Genomic DNA, 18,170 nt, shown 5'->3' with positions numbered 1-18,170 from the left:
AGTGTCGGCAACACAATCCCGAATGGAGATTCCTTGCATTGGTAGGCCGGTTCCTCGTCTTTCTGGGGGGAGTGATCGTCGTAGTGCTGTTTGTGGCGCTGCTTGCGCCGCTGTTCATCGACTGGACCGATTTCCGCAAGAACTTCGAGGATCAGGCAAGCCGCATCATTGGCAAGAAAGTCACCGTCCACGGCACCGTGGATGCCCGTCTGCTGCCGTTTCCGTCGGTCACGCTGCATGACGTGCGCGTCGGCCAGGAGGCCGATGGCACGCCGATCGTCAAGGTCGAACAATTTTCCATGGATGCCGAGCTTGCGCCTTTCCTGTCGGGCGAGGCGCTGATCTTCGATATGCGCGTCGTCAATCCGAAGGTGCGCCTCAGATTGCTCAAGGACGGCACACTCGACTGGATGCGCGGCAGCCGCGCCGAAATACCGGCCAAAACAGTCGTTCTCGAAAATGTGCATGTCAGCGGTGGCGAAATCGACTTCCTCGACGACCAGTCGGGCCGGGCGCGTCGCATCACCGGCCTGAATGCGGAGATGTCGGCCAAATCGCTCGCCGGCCCCTGGCGTGTCGAGGGCGATGCGGCCCTCGACGGCGAACACGGCAACTTCTCGATTTCGAGCAGCCAGCCGGACGAGAAGGGCGTGCTGCGCATGCGCACGAAGCTTTCGCCGGACAAACATCCGGTCAGTATCGATCTCGACGGCGAACTGAAGCTGGTCGACCGCAAGCCGAACTATCAGGGCCAGCTTTCGGCGGCGATCGAAAGCGGCAACAGCGCCAGGTCGGCCAATAAGAACGAGCAGCCTCCGAGGCTCAAAGGCCGCTTTGAGCTTACCAACGAACGCATCCGCATTCCCGAATACCGGATGGAGATCGGCCCGACGGACGATCCCTATGTGATAACTGGGGAGGCGACACTCGATACGGGCAACGCGCCGGAGTTCCTGTTGACCGCCGACGGGCAGCAGATAGACGTGAACCGCATCGGCAATCAGGGCGCAGCCGGCAAGACGACGCGGGATGCCGCGGTTTCGGCGCGCCAACGGTTGAATTCTCTGATCGATATCGTCGCGCAGGTGCCGATCCCGCAGGTGCCTGGCAAGGCAAGCGTCAAGCTGCCGGCCATCGTCGCCGGCGACACGACGCTGCGCGACGTGCAACTGGAGCTGGAGCCGGCCGGTACCGGCTGGATGATCGACAGCGCCGTCGGCACACTGCCGGGGCGGACGCAGGTGGAAGGCAAGGGCAAGCTCCTGCTTCAGGGAGAACCCTCGTTCAATGGCCAGATCGTTATGGCCTCGAACCAGCCAACGGGGCTAGCCTCCTGGCTGGCCGGCTCGGTTGACCCGGCCATCCGCCAATTGCGGCAGGCGGGTTTTTCCGCCAATGTCAGCCTGACTCATGAATTGCAGCGTTTCGAAAATCTCGAAATCGCCGTCGGATCGGCGACGCTGAAGGGCCGTCTGGAGCGGCAGGCGATCTCCGGCCAGACGCCGACCCTGTCGGTGGCGCTGAATGGCGACACGCTCGATCTTGACGCGCTGCAGGCGCTGGCCGGGCTCGCGACCGGGCAGGAGAGCGGCGACAATGTCCTCGACCATAAGATCGCCGCACAGCTCAAGGCCGACCGGTTCACCGCTTTCGGAGTGGACGCCGAGAATGTCGAGACCACCTTCACGATCGCCGACGGGGCGCTTGCGGTCGACCGGCTGTCAGTCAAGAATCTCGCGGGCGCCGAGCTGACGGCGACCGGCCGGGCCGAAGGCTCGCTGCTCGACTATAAGGGTGCGGGCGAGATCACCTTCAAATCGGCCGATCCAGGCGGCTTCTTCACCATGCTGCGCGAGCATCTTCCACGCCACCCCGTGCTTGACCGGCTGGTGCGCAACGCCGGCTGGTACGGCAATACAGCGTTGCGCGGCGCGCTGACGCTCGGTGGCGAGGAGGGTGATGCGCTGACGGTGACGCTGGCCGGCGTCTCGAACGGCAGCCGGGTCAACCTCGATTACCGCATGTCTGATCTCCTGGCGCTAACGGGCAACGGCACGACGAGCCTCGAGGCGACACTCGAAAACGCCGTGCCATCAATCCTGTTCGGTCAGGCCGGGCTCGACCCGCTGCCGGTCGATGTCGGCGCGAATGGCCGCCTGACGCTCAAGGTGAAGGCATCGGGCAACGATCCTGCCGATGCGGCGCTGACTTTTGCGACCGACCGGACCTCGTTTACCGCGAACGGCAAGGTTGACGTGCGGCCGGAGAGCTTCATGAACGGCCAGATCGCGGTCTCGCTCGACAGCGCCGATATCGACCCCTATCTCATCATGAACGGCATAGCCCTGCCGCAGACCGGAACGGGGTTGCCGTTCGGCCTGCAGGTCAATGCCGCCGTCGATAGCGACAAGATTGTTTTGTCTGATCTCAAGGGACATGCGGCCGACAACGCGTTTTCCGGTGCGCTGACCTTCGACCGCAAGGCTGCGAAGACGACGGCGAGCGGCGAACTGAAGTTCGCCAAGGCGGATGCCGGCTGGCTCAGCGAGGCGGTGTTCGGCCAGATCGTCGATCCCGCCAGCGGCACGTTGTCGAAGGCGCCGCTGGGCCTGCCCACCTTCAAGGATCTCGACGTCAAGGTGAAACTGTCGGCCAAGGAGTTCTGGCCCGGACTGCCGGAAACGGCGGTGTCCGATTTCACCAGCAACGTCGCCTACAAGGGCGACGAGTTGCAGCTCAACGACATGGCCGGCAACTGGGATGGCGGCAAGCTCTCCGGCAATCTTCTCTTCATCAATGCCGACGGCACCGGTTTCCTGCAGACGAAGCTGGCGCTTGCTGATTCCGATCTTGCCGGCGTCATCTGGCTGCGTGACGGCGCACCGGTTGCCAATGGCAAGTTCGGATTGTCGCTGTCGATGGAGGCCTCGGGCAAGACGATCAACGAGATCGCCAGCTCGCTCAATGGTTCGGGGGAGCTGAGACTCGGCGATACGAGCATACGCGGACTGAACCTTGCCATCCTTCCGCCGCTGCTTGCCGCCACCGACCCGATGCAGGAACAGATCAATGCCGGCAAGGTGCATCCGATCGTCGAGACGTTGCTCAACAACGGCGAAGCGAAGCTGCCGCCGCTCGGAATTCCTTTCAACGTCACCGACGGAACGCTCAGGGTGCAGAATGTGACCGTGGCCAACGATCTGGCCCGGCTTACCGCCGACGCACAGATCGCCTTGCCGGAGGAGCGGATCAGCGCGACGGTCGGCATCGGCCTCAATCCAGGCGCGGAGGCGCTTCCGGGTGTCGAGCCGGCGCTGAGGCTGAACTTTTCCGGCATGCTGCCGTCACCCGGCAAGACGATGGACGTGACCGATATCACCAGCTACCTGTCGCTGCGTGCTTTTGAGCGTGAGCGGCGGCGCGTCGAGCGGCTGCAGGCGATCGTGCTCGAAAAGCAACGGTTGCGCCGCGAGGTGGCGCTCTATCGTTTCAATGACGCCGAGCGCGTCAGAGCGGCCGAAATCGAACGGCAACGGCAGGCCGAGGAAGAGCGGCTGCGTGCACTGGCGCAGGAGGCGGCTGCGCAGAAGGCCGCTGCCGAGGCGGAGGCCGCACGTGCAGCGGAGGCAAAAGCCAAAGCCGATGCGCAGGCGAGGGCGGCCGCTGAGGCGGAGGCGGCCCGGCGCTCCGGGCAGATGCAGCCCGGTCAGCTCGATTTCGACCATCTGCCGGGCATTCAGGCGCAATGAAGACGCGTGGTTTGCGTCGCCTGAGATGTTTCAGGATTTTGTTTGCGTTCCCGGCGTCACGGCCGGCTGCCACAGCCGGCCTTCGCCCATGAAAGCACATGGAGTCGTAAGGCCGAGGACAGGTTGCTGTCCGGCGGGCGGTGGTCGTCGATCTCTGAAATCAGGGCGGCAAGCGACATCGAACGGCTTGCCGCAATCGTCTTCAGTTCGGCCCAGAATTCATCTTCCAGCGAAAAGCTGGTGCGATGGCCATGCAGTGTCGCCGAGTGCTTGCGGATCATCAGCCCGTTTACATCGCAATCGGCTTGGAGGATCGATTCAAGGAAATCGCGCAAGTGGCTGATCGCTGATTCGTTTCCGGCTCTTCAAGCTTTGCGTGAAGCTTCATGCGCCGTCGTCATCCGTCTCGATCCGGCCGTCGCGGTGAGCCTTGTCGGCCTTCTCGTTCAGGCTGCGGGTGAGCTGCTTTTCGGCCTTGGTGCGGCCGAAGGAAATGCGGTTCTGCTCGGCCTGCTTCTCCTTTTCGGAGCGGGCCTGCTTCTTGCGGAACTGACGCAGATTGATGATTTCGGCACTCATGCGCGAGGCTTGATCCTTATGAAAAAGGGAGGCTGAGCCTCGCTTTGAAATCACTGCTTCTTGCGGAAAGAGTCGAGCGAGACGACGGAGCCCGGCTTCTTCTCTTCGCCGTCGGCCGGTTTTGCGCCGGCGGCTTCATCGGGCTTTCCTGCGGAGTCGACGGGATAGGCGGTGATCTCACCGGATGGCAGCTCCTCGCCGTCGGCAAGCGGCACGTCGAATTCGAGCTCGAAATTGACGGAGGGATCGTAAAAGCCGCGGATCGCGTTGAACGGAATGACCAGCTTCTCCGGAACGTCGGAGAAGGAAAGGCCGATTTCGAAATGCGTCTCGGTGATCTTGAGATCCCAGAACTGATGCTGGATGACGATTGTCATCTGTTCGGGATATTTTGACTTCAGGTGCTGGGAGATGCGTACGCCCGCGGCACCGGTCAGGAAGGTGATGAAGAAGTGGTGATCGCCGGGCAGACGGCCCGTCGTTGCTACCTCCGCCAAAACCTTGCGGATGACGCCGCGAAGTGCATCCTGCGCCAGAATGTCGTAGCGGATATGATCCTGCCCCATGCTTTTCCTGTCTTTCGTCGGTTCTGAAGTCTTTTCACAAGGTATATGGCACGTTCAGGCGCCTTGGGAAAGTCCGGAGCCGAGTCACGCATGGATCAGCATACATGATTTCAGTCTGAGGGAGAAGGTGAAGGCTTCTGTTGCCAGGTGCCTTCGGACCCCGCCTAGAGGTGCGAACCACTAGGACTTTGATTGAAGTGTCACACCGCGATTAAGCAGCGAGACGAGCTTCCGCATAGTTGTCGTTTGCAACTACAATTTTAGCCCGATAACGGCGGTACAATGCCGAGCAAAAAGTCGATCTTTACACCCTTGTCGATCCTATTTCGCCCCCATCAAAAGCCGTCCTTCGATGCCGCCGGTTTTTGGTGGAGGCGCCGGGTACCGCCCCCGGGTCCAATAGGTTTATTACACCGCTCATTTATTGCCATAGCCGGCCCGAAAGCCGGCAGGGTTGATATAGTGATTTCCTCCGTCCAAGGAAAGGGCAAACGTCATAAAAGCTTTATGTCGGGTGGCAAAAAGGACGGGAAAATATCCGCCTCCGATTGGTTTCCTCGAGGCGAAGGCTTAAATTGGAGAAAAGGGAATCAGCGCGACATGCAGCAATATCTCGATCTCCTCGCTCATGTGATGGAAAAGGGCTCCGACCGGGGCGACCGCACCGGCACCGGCACGCGCTCGGTCTTCGGTTACCAGATGCGCTTCGATCTCGGGGAAGGCTTTCCCGTCCTGACGACGAAGAAACTGCATCTGCGCTCGATCGTCCACGAGCTTTTATGGTTCCTGAAGGGCGAAACCAATATCCGCTATCTCAAGGAGAACGGCGTTTCGATCTGGGATGAGTGGGCCGACGAGAACGGCGACCTCGGACCGGTCTACGGTGCCCAGTGGCGCTCCTGGCCGGCCCCTGACGGTGGCCATATCGACCAGATCGCCAATCTCGTCAAAGGCATCGTCAACAATCCGAACTCACGCCGCCACATCGTCTCGGCCTGGAATCCGGCTGAGGTCGACCAGATGGCGCTGCCGCCGTGCCATTGCCTGTTCCAGTTCTATGTCGCCGACGGCAAGCTCTCCTGCCAGTTGTACCAACGATCCGCCGATGTTTTCCTCGGCGTACCATTCAATATCGCTTCCTATGCGCTTTTGACGATGATGGTGGCTCAGGTAACGGGGCTCAAAGGCGGCGATTTCGTCCACACGCTCGGCGACGCGCATCTCTACCACAATCATTTCGACCAGGCGAAGCTGCAGCTGACGCGCCGGCCGAAGCCGCTGCCCTTCATGCGGATCAATCCCGAAGTGAAGGACATTTTCGGCTTCACCTTCGATGATTTCGAGCTGATCGGCTATGAAGCCGATGCCAGCATCAAGGCGCCGATCGCCGTCTGACCCGGGACATTTCATGGCGGATATTCGCAGGACCATTATCGCCGCCGTCGCCCGCAACGGCACTATCGGTCGCGAGGGTGACATGCCATGGCGGTTGTCGAGTGATCTCAAACGCTTCAAGACGCTGACATTGGGCAAGCCTGTCGTCATGGGCCGTAGGACCTACGATTCCATCGGCAAGCCGCTGCCGGGACGGCCGAACGTCGTCATTTCGCGACAAGCGGCGATCGACCACTCCGACATCAGCATGGCGCATTCGCTGGCCGAGGCGCTGGAAGCCGCCGAACGGCTGGCACTCCAAACCGGGGCCGGCGAAATCTGCATCATCGGCGGGGGGCAGATCTATGCCCAGGCAATCGATCTTGCCGATCGAATGTACATCACCCATGTCGAGGCCGATCTTGACGGCGACGCGTTTTTTCCCGCGATCGATCCGGGCACCTGGCAGGCGGGGGAGGTGGTCGCGGTGCCGGCCGGCGAGAGGGACAGCTATCCCACCCGCTTTGTCGTCTATGAACGCCGTCGCGCCTGAAAACGAACTATTTTCCAATTAAATTGACCAAGTTTCTCACGCTGCGTTGAAAGCCGGTGCGGCGATACCTATAACGGTCACCAACGCATCGGCCGGTCAGCCCCCACGGTCCCGGATGCGGGGAAGACTTAACGAACAACGAGGTTTTGATGCCCTGGAGCAATCAGAATGGCGGCGGCGGCCCTTGGGGCGGCGGCGGTAACAATCAGGGACCATGGGGCCAGGGGCCGAACCGCCCGCGTGGCGGCAAGGGCGGACCGCCCGATCTGGAAGACATCATCCGGCGCGGCCAGGATCAGTTGCGCAATATCGTTCCCGGCGGTTTCAATGGTGGCGTGGCGGCGATCGTCGTGGCGATCGTCGCCGTTTTCTGGCTGATCCAGTGCGTCTACACCGTCCAGCCGGACGAACGCGGCGTCGAGCTGCGCTTCGGCAAGCCGAGAGAGGAAATTTCCATGCCCGGCCTGCATTTTCGCATCTGGCCGATGGACGCGGTCGAGATCGTGAAGGTGACCGAGCAGCAGCAGAATATCGGCGGACGCAACAACAGCAATTCGACGGCTGGACTGATGCTTTCCGGCGACCAGAACATTGTCAACGTGCAGTTCTCCGTGCTCTACACGATCAACGACCCGAAATCCTATCTTTTCCGTCTCGAAAATCCGGCTGAAACGCTACAGCAGGTTTCCGAAAGCGCCATGCGCGAAATCGTCGGCCGGCGCCCTGCTCAGGATGCCTTTCGTGACAATCGCGGACCGATCGAGACTGAAGTGCGCAACATCATCCAGGATACGATGGATCGCTACGGCGCCGGCATTGCGATCAACCGCGTAACGATCGAGGACGTCGCGCCGCCGCGTGACGTGGCCGATGCCTTCGAGGAAGTGCAGCGTGCCGATCAGGACAAGCAGCGCCTCGTGGAGGAGGCGAACCAATACGCCAACCAGAAGCTCGGCCAGGCCCGCGGTGATGCGGCCCGCATCCGCGAAGCCGCAGCCGCCTACAAGGACCGGATCGTCAAGGAGGCTGAAGGTGAAGCGCAACGCTTCGTTTCGATCTACGACGAATATTCCAAGGCTCCTGACGTGACGCGGGAGCGGCTGTTCCTGGAAACGATGGAACAGGTGCTGAAGGGTTCCAAGAAAGTGATCATAGACCAAAAGGCCGGCGCCGTGCCCTATCTGCCTCTCAATGAGGTCGGCAGGCCGACACAGCAACAACAGCAGCAGGGAGGCTGAGACCAATGTCCAACAGACTTCCCGTAATTCTGGTCCTTCTGGCGGTCGTGCTGGTCGGAATCTATTCGTCGGTCTTCGTCGTGACCGCCCGCGAACAGGCTATCGTCGTTCGCTTCGGTGAAATCCAGTCGGTCAAGACTGACCCAGGCATCTATTTCAAGCTGCCTTTCGCCTTTGCCGATGCCGATAGGGTGCAATACGTGCCGAAGCAGGAGCTGCGCTTCGACCTTGACAATATCCGTGTCCAGGTTTCCGGCGGCGCCTTCTATGAGGTAAATGCCTTCCTCATCTACCGTATCAACGACGCGCGCCGTTTCCGCGAAACGGTTTCGGGCGACAGAGAGGCGGCGGAAGCGCGGCTTCGCACGCGTCTCGATTCCGCCTTGCGCAGGGTCTACGGCGTTCGCAGCATCGAAGCCGCGCTCTCCCGGGAACGCGTGGCGATGATGCTCGAGGTTCGCAACGAGCTGCAGGCCGATGCGGAGACGCTCGGCATCACGCTCGACGACGTGCGCATCAGCCGGACCGACCTGACTCAGGATGTTTCCGAGCGCACCTACAACCGCATGCGGGCCGAGCGACTGGCGGAAGCCGAGCTTTTGCGGGCGCAGGGCAACGAGGAAGGTCAGCGCCGCCGCGCCATCGCCGACCGCCAGGTCGTCGAGCTGACTGCCGGCGCCCAGCGTGATTCCGAGATCCTGCGCGGCCAGGGCGATGCCGAACGCAACCGCGTTTTCGCCGAGGCATTCTCAAGAGACCCGGGTTTCTTCGAGTTCTATCGCTCGATGGCGGCCTATGCGGCGGCGCTTTCGTCGCAGGACACAACGCTGGTCCTGTCGCCGGATTCGGCATTCTTCCGCTATTTCAACAACGCCGCCAGCGCCTCCCGGCAGCCGCCGGCCAGCCCGCCTGCGGCGGCTCCCGGAACGCCTGGAGCAACCGCTCCGGCAGCGCCGGCCAACTGAGAACGCGGGATCTGTTCCCGCCAAGATCGAAAAGGGTCGGCCCAGCGCCGGCCCTTCTCGATTGTCAAGAGCCAAGGCCGCGCTTTTGTGATGGTCCGTCAGATTGCACGGGGATTTCGCGAAAAGGTGATTTCACCCTCCATCATTCCGCCTTATGCTGGTGCTGAATATGCGCATTTGCCCCTTATGAGGAAGCTTGATGGCCCCCACGATTCGCTTGCCCTTCAGACGAACGCTCGCGCTTCTGGCCAGCGCCACCATCCTGGCGCAAACCGGCATGAGCGGGATTGCTTTTGCGCAAACCTCGCCTGAAACAGCAGTGCCAGGGGTTGCCGCGCCTGTTCCGGCTGCTCCCACGCCTCCTGCATCTACGCCGCAGCAGACGCCACCGGTTCAGACCGTCGTGCCGACCAACGGCCCGGCTTCCGTTGCCGATCTCGCCGAAGGGTTGCTCGATGCCGTGGTCAATATCTCGACCTCGCAGAATGTGAAGGATGACGAAGGGGTCGGCCCGGCGCCGCGCGCCCCTGACGGCTCACCATTCCAAGAATTCTTCAACGACTTTTTCAACAAAAAGCAGGGCAACAAAGGCCCCAACCATAATGTCAGCTCGCTCGGGTCCGGTTTCGTCATCGATCCGGCCGGCTATATTGTCACCAACAACCACGTGATCGAGGGCGCCGATGACATCGAGGTCAATTTCGCCAATGGCTCGAAGCTCAAGGCGAAGTTGATCGGCACGGATACGAAGACCGATCTTTCCGTGTTGAAGGTCGAGCCGAAGACGCCGCTGAAATCGGTGAAATTCGGCGATTCCAGCGAGATGCGCATCGGCGACTGGGTCATGGCGATCGGCAATCCATTCGGCTTTGGCGGTTCGGTGACGGTCGGCATCATTTCCGGGCGCGGCCGCAACATCAATGCCGGCCCCTACGACAACTTCATCCAGACGGATGCGGCGATCAATAAGGGCAATTCCGGCGGGCCGCTCTTCAACATGAAGGGTGAAGTGATCGGCATCAACACGGCGATCATCTCGCCGAGTGGCGGGTCGATCGGCATCGGCTTCTCAGTGCCGTCCGAACTTGCTTCCGGCGTCGTGGAGCAGTTGCGCCAGTATGGCGAGACGCGGCGCGGCTGGCTAGGCGTGCGAATCCAGCCGGTGACCGACGACATCGCCGACAGCCTCGGGCTCGACACCGCCAAGGGCGCGCTGGTCGCCGGCGTCATCAAGGGCGGCCCTGTCGACGACGGCTCGATCAAGGCGGGCGACGTCATTTTGAAATTCGATGGCAAGACGGTCAATGAAATGCGCGACCTGCCGCGGGTCGTGGCGGAAAGCACGGTTGGAAAAGAGGTCGACGTCGTGGTGCTGCGCGACGGCAAGGAGCAGACCGTCAAGGTTAAGCTCGGCCGGCTCGAAGATAGCGATCAGGCGGCATCCGGCGACGCATCGCCCGATGGCTCGCAGGACGGCGTGATCACCCCTGATCCCGACGAGAACGACGATATGGACCAGCCGGATACCGGCGATCAGGTAGCGCCCGCACCGGGCGCACCCGCGCCCGACCAGCACCAACAGGGCCAGGTATCGCCGGATGCGGCCACGCCGAAGAACGTGCTCGGATTGTCGCTGTCGCTCCTCAGTCCCGAAACACGCAAGGCCTTCGGAATCGCCGAGAGCGTCGACGGCGTCGTTGTGACGGAGGTGGAGCCCGGCTCCGCCTCGGCCGAAAAGGGGTTGAAGCCGGGGGACGTTATCGTCGAGGTGGCGCAGGAGTTCATGAAATCCCCGGATGCGGTCGCGGCCAAGGTGAAATCTCTGAAACAGGAGGGGCGGCGCAATGCCCAGCTGATGATCGCATCGGCAAACGGCGATCTGCGGTTCGTGGCGGTGCCGATGGAATAGGGGAACTGCGGCGGTGGTGACAAGGTGCCGCCTTGCTGTTCTCACTCAACCTCTCCTCCTCCATTCCCGTAACGAGTACAGGAATAAGGCGCGAGGGTGTGCTGCTTCCGTCAAGGCGTCACGAAATCGGTCTTCCGGTAACCCTGGATGTAAAGTAGTGCCGTCAGGTCGGCATGATTGATGCGCATCTGCGCCTGAGCGGCGACGGTGGGCTTGGCGTGGAGGGCGACGCCGGAGCCGGCGAGCTGTAGCATGCCGAGATCATTGGCGCCGTCGCCGACGGCGATTGCCTCCTGTGGCGAAATGCCGAGGCTTGCGGAAATCTCGTTCAGCGCATCCACCTTTGCCTGCTTGCCGAGGATTGGTTCGGCGACAAAGCCGGAGAGAATACCATCCTCGTCCAGCAGCGTGTTGGCGCGGTTTTCGTCGAAGCCGAGGGTGGCGGCGATGCGGCTGGTAAAGACCGTGAAGCCGCCGGAGACGAGGGCGGTGTAATGACCTTTTGCCTTCATCGTGGCGATCAGCTCCGGTCCGCCCGACGTCAGCGTTATGCGCTTGGCGATGACCTCATCGACAACCGAGATCGGCAGTCCTTTCAAGAGGGCAACCCGCTCACGCAGGGCAGGCTCAAAGGCGATCTCGCCATTCATGGCGCGGGCGGTGATGTCGGCGACCTTCTCCTTCAGACCGACTTCGGCGGCGAGTTCGTCGATGCATTCCTGGCCGATCATCGTCGAATCCATATCGGCGATCAGCAGCTTCTTGCGGCGGCTGTCCTGCTCCTGGATGACGAGGTCGATGGGGGCACTTGATATGACGGCGAGAAGATTGGCCTCGGCCGCTTGCACATCCGTGCCGTCGCGCAGCGCGATGTCGCAGGCAACACCGTCGGCCAGCCAATAGAGGCCGGAAGCGGTTACTGCCTCAGCCGCTTGTTCGGCGATGCCAGGAGTAAGCACAGGATTTGACGGATTGGCAACAAGCGTGGCAACGAGGGCCATGATGGAAAACCTTCTGAGCGTAGAGAACGCGATCCTGATAACCGGGCCGACCGCCAGCGGCAAGTCCGCGCTTGCCGTCGAATTGGCCAAGCGCCATAACGGCGCGGTCGTCAATGCCGACAGCATGCAGGTCTACGATACGCTGCGGGTGCTGACCGCGCGTCCTTCGGAAGAGGAGATGCAAGGCGTGCCGCATCATCTCTACGGTCACGTGCCGGCGTGGGCCGGCTATTCCACAGGCGCCTGGCTGCGCGATGTCTCGGCGCTTTTGCCGGCGCTCCGAGCCGCTGGGCAGTTGCCGGTTTTCGTCGGCGGCACTGGGCTTTACTTCAAGGCGCTGACCGGCGGTCTCTCCGACATGCCTGATATACCCGAGGCACTGCGGGAAGAACTGCGCAGGCGACTTGTGGAGGAGGGGACGGACGCGCTTTACGCCGAGCTTTCCGACGTCGATCCCGCCATGGCGGCAGGCCTCAACCGCCAGGATGGCCAGCGCATCGTCCGGGCGCTGGAGGTGACCAAAGCGACGGGACGCTCGATCGCCGATTTCCAGGGGCGGTCCGGGCCTGTGGTGATCGACGCCGACGAGGCCCGCAAGATCGTCGTTCTGCCGGACCGGGCGGTGCTGCATGCCCGCATCAATGGCCGTTTCGAAAAGATGCTGCAACAGGGGGCGGAAGACGAGGTGAAGGCGCTGCTTGCGCTCGGGCTGCCGGCCGAGGCGCCTGTCATGAAGGCCATCGGTGTGTCGCAGATCGCGGCGATGCTGAAGGGCGAGATGACGCGCGATGAGGTGCTGGAGAAAGGGGCCGCGGCGACGCGGCAATATGCCAAGCGGCAAATGACCTGGTTCCGCAATCAGATGGACGACAGCTGGCAGCGATTGACCCATTAGGATGAAGCAATATTGCCAGAGTCCGGCGCATTCGGCGAAATTCACGAACATAAAAGAGCGGGACCATACGCTGCTCAGCCGCCGAAGGTCGAGCGCTCCGACCCGGGGATCGACAATAGCGATTGTCGCGGTTAGACGTGATTTGGCAGTTGGACGGCGTCGTCAGGGGCGGGCTCGCCGCTGCTCAAATATGCGGCTACGGGCGTTTCGCTCCGCGAAGGCCGTGAACATCTTCCAGCGCTTTCTGCCTCCCGTTGCCGATTAACCGCTTTTCAGGGATCGCATCATGCCCGTCACTTCTCCGTTTCATGGTCTTTCGGCATTTCCGCCAACGCCCGCCGATTCTGCTGGCCGGGTAGACACCGAGGCCCTCTGCCGCTTGCTAATTCCTCTGTGCGAGGCAGGTGTGGCCTCCATCGGCCTTCTCGGCAGCACCGGGATCTACGCCTATCTCACCCGCGAGGAGCGGTTGAGGGCCGTCAAGGCGGCGGTCGAATGCGTTAACGGCCGTGTTCCGCTCGTCGTCGGAGCGGGCGCGCTGAGGACGGACCATGCCCTGGATCTGGCGAGGGACGCCGAGGCTGCCGGCGCTGATGCGCTTCTGCTTGCGCCTATGTCGTATACGCCGCTAACCCAGGAAGAGGCCTATCAGCACTTCCTCGCTGTGGCGAAGGCGACCGGGCTGCCGCTTTGCATCTACAACAATCCCGGCACGACACACTTCACCTTCAGCCGCGAGCTTCTGCAGCGCCTCTCCGATATCGAGACGATCAAGGCGGTGAAAATGCCGCTGCCAGCAGACGGCGATTTGCTTGGGGAGCTTGCGACATTACGGGAAAAGACCAATCTCGAGATCGGCTACAGCGGCGATTGGGGTGCGGCGGAGGCACTGTTTGCAGGCGCGGACGCCTGGTACAGCGTCATCGGCGGCCTGCTTCCGCGCACGCCGCTCGCTCTGACGAAGGCCGCCATGGCTGGCAATGACGGCGAGGCGCGCCGGCTCGACGGTCGTCTGCAGCCGCTTTGGGGGGTGTTCAAGGCGTATGGAAGCATTCGCGTAGTCTATATGCTGGCCGAGCATCTCCTTGGCGTTCGGGCGGAACTTCCCCGGCCGCTGCTGCCGCTTGGGCCGGCGGATCACCAGCGTGTACTCGGCACCGCTCGGCCGCTGATCGAGCTGGAGCGTCAATCCTTGTTGTAAAGGCTGCTCAGCGGCTTTTTCAGGATGCTTTCACGCAGCGACGGGCCGGGTTCCCGGCGAGTGATCGGCGGCTGGTCGGCCGGCGGCGCCGGCCGGGGAAAGACCGGCTCCTCGCGACGCAGCTCGCGTCGTAGCGCGTCCAGCCGCGGATCGATCGAAGCAGGCTCGGCCGGATCCAGCCGCGGCGCCTGCGGCAGCAATTCGCGCCGGTAGGATTCGAGCGGCGCTGAAGCGGGCGAGGGTGGCGCGTAGAGCTTGGGTTCGGGGCCTTCGTCGGCAGTCTCCGCCTCGTCGGAACTTGCCATTGATGCGGCAAAGCCCTGCTGGAAATTCGAAATGTCAGGCCCGACGCTCACCGCCCGCATGCGGGTGACGATCTTGCGCAAATCGACCGTATCTGGATCGTCCTCGCTATGCTTGCTATTGGCGCTGGTGGCCTTCGGCAGCAGGTTTTCCTCGACGCGGGAAAAGCGCATGCGCATCGGCACGCTGATCGCCTCGCCGAAGGCGATCGCCTCGCCATTGCCGATCGAGGAGATGAAGCTTGTCGTCGAGATCGACGAATTCGGGATGGCCGAGCGGATGATCTCCTGGTCGCGGTCGTTGGCCAAGCGCATGGCAAACAGCGTCGAGCACTGCGACAGGATTGTCTGGTCGAGTTCGCCCGGCCGCTGGGTGATGATGCCGAGCGACACGCCGTATTTGCGGCCTTCCTTCGCGATGCGGGCGATAGCCTGGCGCGTCGGGATAAAGCCAAGGTTCGGATCGGACGGGATATAGCGGTGCGCTTCCTCGCAGACGACCAGCATATGGATGGCGCCGTCGCTCCACAATGCCACTTCGAAAGCCATGCGGCAAAGCACGGAGGCGACGGAATTGACCACCTCGGAAGGAATGCCGGCGAGTTGGAAGGTACAGATCGGCCGATTGTCTCCGGGAATGCGGAATATCTGCGCGATGGTGTCGATGATCGTGTCGCTGATCGTGTTGTTGGAAAACATGAAGTGATAGCGCGGATCATTGATTGCCGCGATGAGGCGCATCTTCAGCGAACGCAGGGAGGGCTTTTCCGAACGGCCCTCGAGGCGGCCGATGCGCTCGTCGATCAGGGCCAGGAGATCGGCCATGCGATAGGGAACCGGCGTATCGGCGGTAATCGAGCTCTTTTCCGTGGTGCGGCGCACCAGTGAGTTGTCGCTGCCGCGGAAGGCGCGCTTGGCCTCCGGCATGATGTCGCGCAGCATGTCGAGCTCTTCGGGCACCGGTGGGCGGCCGCGGAAAACGACTTCGGCGAATTCCTCGAGCCTCATCAACCAGAAGGGCAGGTCGAGCGTATCGGTATCGATGGTAACGGCGTGCTTGGGAAAGGCGGCCGCGAATTCGTTGTGCGGATCGAGGATCAGCACGCGCAGCTTCGGGTCGGCGGCAATCGCCTTGTGCAGCAGCAGCGACACGGCCGTCGATTTGCCGACGCCGGTGGAGCCGACAACGGCGAAATGCTTCGAGAGCATCGAGGGGATGTGGATGGCCGCATCGATGTTTTCGTCCTGCGTCAGCTTGCCGATCACGGCTGTTGTGCCTTCACCGGCATCGTAGATGCGCATCAGGTCGGCGGCGCGGATGCGATGGGCGATGGCACCGAGATAGGGGTAACGCGAAATGCCGGTCGAGAATTCTTCGCGACCGTCCTCGTCGACTCGGACTTCGCCGAGAAGCTCGGTCTCGATCCTGAACTTGTTGTCCTCGCCTTCGCCCCAGGCATGGCTGCCGGTGTTCATTTGATAGACTAGGGCGACGACGCGGTTGCGGCCGACGCTGATCGAAATCAGCCGGCCGACGGACCAGAGTTCGGTGAGATCGGTGCCGCCCTCGACGGCGACGGCGGCAATCGTCGCCCTGGAGCCGCTGCATGCAACGACGCGGCCGAGAAAGCGATTTCCCGGCGCATGGCCGTCGCGTCGATCGTGCTCGCCTGCCTGGCCAGACATGCGCAAGTCGTTGTTGAGCAAAGGCTACTCCCTGCGGTAGCGTTAAAGGATAAGATCGATCCTTTAATAAATCCTTCATCCTGTCGATTTTCGGCGGTGCAGGCACGGGGCAGTTTTTTATTGCGGCATGCGTTGACGCTGCGAAATTTTCTGTCTATCACTTCGGCCCATGAAAATCGCAACGGCTCTTATCGTGGTGGGAAAGCGCATGGGCAGGATGGTGTAACCATCCGGCGACAGCCACCCATGCGCTAGATGACAGGCTCCTCCGGGGCCTTTTTTTGTGCCCGAATTTCGGGCTTCCGGCCACAAACGCAAATCCCAGCATCAAACGGAACAGACAGATGAGCACGGACAATCAGGCGGCAGGCAATCGGATGACGGGAGCGGAGATCGTTCTCAAGGCGCTGAAGGACAACGGCGTCGAACATATCTTCGGCTATCCCGGCGGCGCGGTTCTGCCGATCTATGACGAGATCTTCCAGCAGGACGAGGTCAAGCACATCCTCGTGCGCCACGAGCAGGGGGCAGGCCATGCGGCCGAAGGTTATGCCCGCTCCACCGGCAAAGTCGGCGTCATGCTCGTCACTTCGGGTCCCGGCGCCACCAATGCGGTCACGCCGCTGCAGGACGCGCTGATGGATTCGATCCCGCTCGTCTGCCTGACCGGCCAGGTTCCGACCTCTCTGATCGGCTCCGATGCCTTCCAGGAGTGCGACACGGTCGGCATCACGCGGCCCTGCACCAAGCACAACTGGCTGGTCAAGGACGTCAACGAACTCGCCGCCGTAATTCATGAAGCCTTCCGCATCGCCCAGTCCGGCCGTCCGGGCCCCGTTGTCGTCGATATTCCCAAAGACGTGCAGTTTGCGACCGGCACCTATACGCCCCCCGCCGATTACCCGATCCAGAAGAGCTACCAGCCGAAGATCCAGGGCGATCTCAACCAGATCCATGCGGCGATCGAGCTGATGGCGAATGCGCGCCGTCCGATCATCTATTCCGGCGGCGGGGTCGTCAATTCCGGCCCCGAGGCCTCCAAGCTGCTGCGCGAACTGGTCGAGCTCACCGATTTCCCTATCACTTCGACGCTGATGGGCCTCGGCGCCTATCCGGCTTCCGGCAAGAACTGGCTGAAGATGCTCGGCATGCACGGCTCCTATGAGGCGAACATGGCGATGCACGACTGCGACGTCATGGTCTGCATCGGCGCCCGCTTCGATGACCGCATCACCGGGCGTCTCAACGCCTTCTCGCCGAACTCGAAGAAGATCCATATCGATATCGATCCGTCCTCGATCAATAAGAACGTCCGCGTCGATATCGGCATCCGCGGCGATGTCGGCCATGTCCTGGAAGACATGGTTCGCCTGTGGCGGGCGCTGCCGAAGAAGCCGGAGAAGAACCGCCTTGCGGATTGGTGGAGCGATATTGCTCGCTGGCGGGCGCGCAACTCCTTCGCCTATACGAAGAACAACGACGTGATCATGCCGCAATATGCGCTGGAGCGGCTCTATGCGCATACCAAGGACCGCGACACCTACATCACGACTGAAGTCGGCCAGCATCAGATGTGGGCGGCGCAGTTCTTCGGCTTTGAGCAGCCGAACCGCTGGATGACCTCGGGCGGCCTCGGCACGATGGGCTACGGCCTGCCGGCGGCACTCGGCGTGCAGATCGCCCATCCCGGCAGCCTCGTCATCGACATTGCCGGCGATGCCTCAATCCAGATGTGCATCCAGGAAATGTCGACAGCGATCCAGTACGATGCGCCGATCAAGATCTTCATCATGAACAACCAGTACATGGGCATGGTGCGTCAGTGGCAGCAGCTGCTGCACGGCAACCGCCTGTCGCACTCCTATACGGAGGCGATGCCTGATTTCGTCAAGCTGGCGGAAGCCTATGGCGCGGTCGGCCTGCGCTGTGAAAAGCCGGACGAGCTCGATGACGCCATTATCGAGATGATCGAGGTCAAGAAGCCGGTCATTTTCGATTGCCGTGTCGCCAATCTTGCCAACTGCTTCCCGATGATTCCCTCGGGCAAGGCCCATAACGAGATGCTGCTGCCCGACGAAGCCACCGACGAAGCGGTCGCCAACGCAATCGACGCCAAGGGCCGTCAGCTCGTATAACGATAAGGTAGGAACCC

Annotated in this window: 14 protein-coding genes and 1 other RNA gene; 9 read left to right on the top strand and 6 right to left on the bottom strand. The window is 61.9% G+C overall.

Going from position 1 to position 18,170, the window contains the following annotated elements:
- Window positions 1-38 precede the first annotated feature (38 nt).
- Entirely contained in the window at window positions 39-3,749 is a 3,711-nt protein-coding gene (locus RHE_RS14340) for an AsmA family protein (RefSeq protein WP_011426049.1), read from the top strand.
- A gap of 56 nt (window positions 3,750-3,805) precedes the next feature.
- On the opposite strand, the gene RHE_RS14335 is transcribed toward RHE_RS14340, so the two are convergent.
- The 4 genes from RHE_RS14335 to ssrA all read right to left on the bottom strand — a co-directional run bounded on the left by RHE_RS14335 (window position 3,806) and on the right by ssrA (window position 5,383).
- Complete coding sequence (locus RHE_RS14335) at window positions 3,806-4,030, bottom strand: ribbon-helix-helix domain-containing protein (protein WP_020921773.1); 225 nt, start codon at window positions 4,028-4,030, stop codon at window positions 3,806-3,808.
- Between the two features lie 103 nt (window positions 4,031-4,133).
- Entirely contained in the window at window positions 4,134-4,328 is a 195-nt protein-coding gene (locus tag RHE_RS14330) for a DUF4169 family protein (RefSeq protein WP_011426047.1), read from the bottom strand.
- 50 nt (window positions 4,329-4,378) lie between these two features.
- The gene (locus RHE_RS14325) at window positions 4,379-4,894 is read right to left on the bottom strand and encodes an SspB family protein (RefSeq protein WP_011426046.1); all 516 of its coding nucleotides are present in this window, start codon (window positions 4,892-4,894) and stop codon (window positions 4,379-4,381) included.
- 126 nt (window positions 4,895-5,020) lie between these two features.
- Window positions 5,021-5,383, bottom strand: a transfer-messenger RNA (tmRNA) gene (gene ssrA, locus RHE_RS31220).
- A gap of 111 nt (window positions 5,384-5,494) precedes the next feature.
- Here ssrA and RHE_RS14315 point away from each other — a divergent pair.
- From RHE_RS14315 to RHE_RS14295, 5 genes are all read left to right on the top strand, one after another.
- The gene (locus RHE_RS14315) at window positions 5,495-6,289 is read left to right on the top strand and encodes a thymidylate synthase (RefSeq protein ID WP_011426045.1); all 795 of its coding nucleotides are present in this window, start codon (window positions 5,495-5,497) and stop codon (window positions 6,287-6,289) included.
- Between the two features lie 13 nt (window positions 6,290-6,302).
- On the top strand, window positions 6,303-6,821 hold the full coding sequence (locus RHE_RS14310; RefSeq protein WP_011426044.1) for a dihydrofolate reductase: 519 nt from the start codon (window positions 6,303-6,305) through the stop codon (window positions 6,819-6,821).
- Window positions 6,822-6,970: 149 nt separating this feature from the next.
- Complete coding sequence (gene hflK / locus RHE_RS14305; RefSeq protein WP_011426043.1) at window positions 6,971-8,059, top strand: FtsH protease activity modulator HflK; 1,089 nt, start codon at window positions 6,971-6,973, stop codon at window positions 8,057-8,059.
- Window positions 8,060-8,064: 5 nt separating this feature from the next.
- Window positions 8,065-9,024, top strand: a complete 960-nt coding sequence (hflC, locus tag RHE_RS14300; protein WP_011426042.1) for a protease modulator HflC — start codon at window positions 8,065-8,067, stop codon at window positions 9,022-9,024.
- A gap of 199 nt (window positions 9,025-9,223) precedes the next feature.
- The gene (locus RHE_RS14295) at window positions 9,224-10,933 is read left to right on the top strand and encodes a DegQ family serine endoprotease (RefSeq protein ID WP_011426041.1); all 1,710 of its coding nucleotides are present in this window, start codon (window positions 9,224-9,226) and stop codon (window positions 10,931-10,933) included.
- Between the two features lie 110 nt (window positions 10,934-11,043).
- Here the strand turns inward: RHE_RS14295 and serB are convergent, their stop codons facing one another.
- Window positions 11,044-11,934 (bottom strand): phosphoserine phosphatase SerB, encoded by an 891-nt coding sequence (gene serB, locus RHE_RS14290; RefSeq protein ID WP_011426040.1) that lies wholly within the window; start codon window positions 11,932-11,934, stop codon window positions 11,044-11,046.
- Between serB and miaA the strand changes: the two genes are divergently transcribed.
- Together miaA and RHE_RS14280 are read left to right on the top strand one after the other, a co-directional pair.
- Window positions 11,933-12,829: a tRNA (adenosine(37)-N6)-dimethylallyltransferase MiaA gene (gene miaA / locus RHE_RS14285; protein WP_187331691.1), complete on the top strand. Its 897-nt coding sequence runs from the start codon at window positions 11,933-11,935 to the stop codon at window positions 12,827-12,829. The two genes, serB and miaA, sit on opposite strands and share 2 nt — an antisense overlap.
- A gap of 286 nt (window positions 12,830-13,115) precedes the next feature.
- Complete coding sequence (locus RHE_RS14280; protein ID WP_011426038.1) at window positions 13,116-14,030, top strand: dihydrodipicolinate synthase family protein; 915 nt, start codon at window positions 13,116-13,118, stop codon at window positions 14,028-14,030.
- On the opposite strand, the gene RHE_RS14275 is transcribed toward RHE_RS14280, so the two are convergent.
- Window positions 14,015-16,039 (bottom strand): ATP-binding protein, encoded by a 2,025-nt coding sequence (locus tag RHE_RS14275; RefSeq protein WP_042118744.1) that lies wholly within the window; start codon window positions 16,037-16,039, stop codon window positions 14,015-14,017. The two genes, RHE_RS14280 and RHE_RS14275, sit on opposite strands and share 16 nt — an antisense overlap.
- Window positions 16,040-16,362: 323 nt before the next feature.
- Here RHE_RS14275 and RHE_RS14270 point away from each other — a divergent pair, with 323 nt between their 5' ends.
- Window positions 16,363-18,153, top strand: a complete 1,791-nt coding sequence (locus tag RHE_RS14270) for an acetolactate synthase 3 large subunit (RefSeq protein WP_073990385.1) — start codon at window positions 16,363-16,365, stop codon at window positions 18,151-18,153.
- Window positions 18,154-18,170 lie beyond the last annotated feature (17 nt).

Source organism: Rhizobium etli CFN 42, assembly GCF_000092045.1.
Classification (GTDB): domain Bacteria; phylum Pseudomonadota; class Alphaproteobacteria; order Rhizobiales; family Rhizobiaceae; genus Rhizobium; species Rhizobium etli.
Note: the sequence above shows the minus strand (reverse complement) of the source record. Positions and strands in the feature narration are given on the sequence as shown.

Coding starts and splice junctions, on each gene's coding strand:
- RHE_RS14280 (WP_011426038.1), top strand. CDS start 13,116: ATGCCCGTCACTTCTCCGTTTCATGGTCTTTCGGCATTTCCGCCAACG.
- RHE_RS14330 (WP_011426047.1), bottom strand. CDS start 4,328: ATGAGTGCCGAAATCATCAATCTGCGTCAGTTCCGCAAGAAGCAGGCC.
- hflC (WP_011426042.1), top strand. CDS start 8,065: ATGTCCAACAGACTTCCCGTAATTCTGGTCCTTCTGGCGGTCGTGCTG.
- hflK (WP_011426043.1), top strand. CDS start 6,971: ATGCCCTGGAGCAATCAGAATGGCGGCGGCGGCCCTTGGGGCGGCGGC.
- RHE_RS14325 (WP_011426046.1), bottom strand. CDS start 4,894: ATGGGGCAGGATCATATCCGCTACGACATTCTGGCGCAGGATGCACTT.
- miaA (WP_187331691.1), top strand. CDS start 11,933: ATGATGGAAAACCTTCTGAGCGTAGAGAACGCGATCCTGATAACCGGG.
- RHE_RS14335 (WP_020921773.1), bottom strand. CDS start 4,030: ATGATCCGCAAGCACTCGGCGACACTGCATGGCCATCGCACCAGCTTT.
- RHE_RS14270 (WP_073990385.1), top strand. CDS start 16,363: ATGAGCACGGACAATCAGGCGGCAGGCAATCGGATGACGGGAGCGGAG.
- RHE_RS14310 (WP_011426044.1), top strand. CDS start 6,303: ATGGCGGATATTCGCAGGACCATTATCGCCGCCGTCGCCCGCAACGGC.
- RHE_RS14295 (WP_011426041.1), top strand. CDS start 9,224: ATGGCCCCCACGATTCGCTTGCCCTTCAGACGAACGCTCGCGCTTCTG.
- RHE_RS14315 (WP_011426045.1), top strand. CDS start 5,495: ATGCAGCAATATCTCGATCTCCTCGCTCATGTGATGGAAAAGGGCTCC.
- serB (WP_011426040.1), bottom strand. CDS start 11,934: ATGGCCCTCGTTGCCACGCTTGTTGCCAATCCGTCAAATCCTGTGCTT.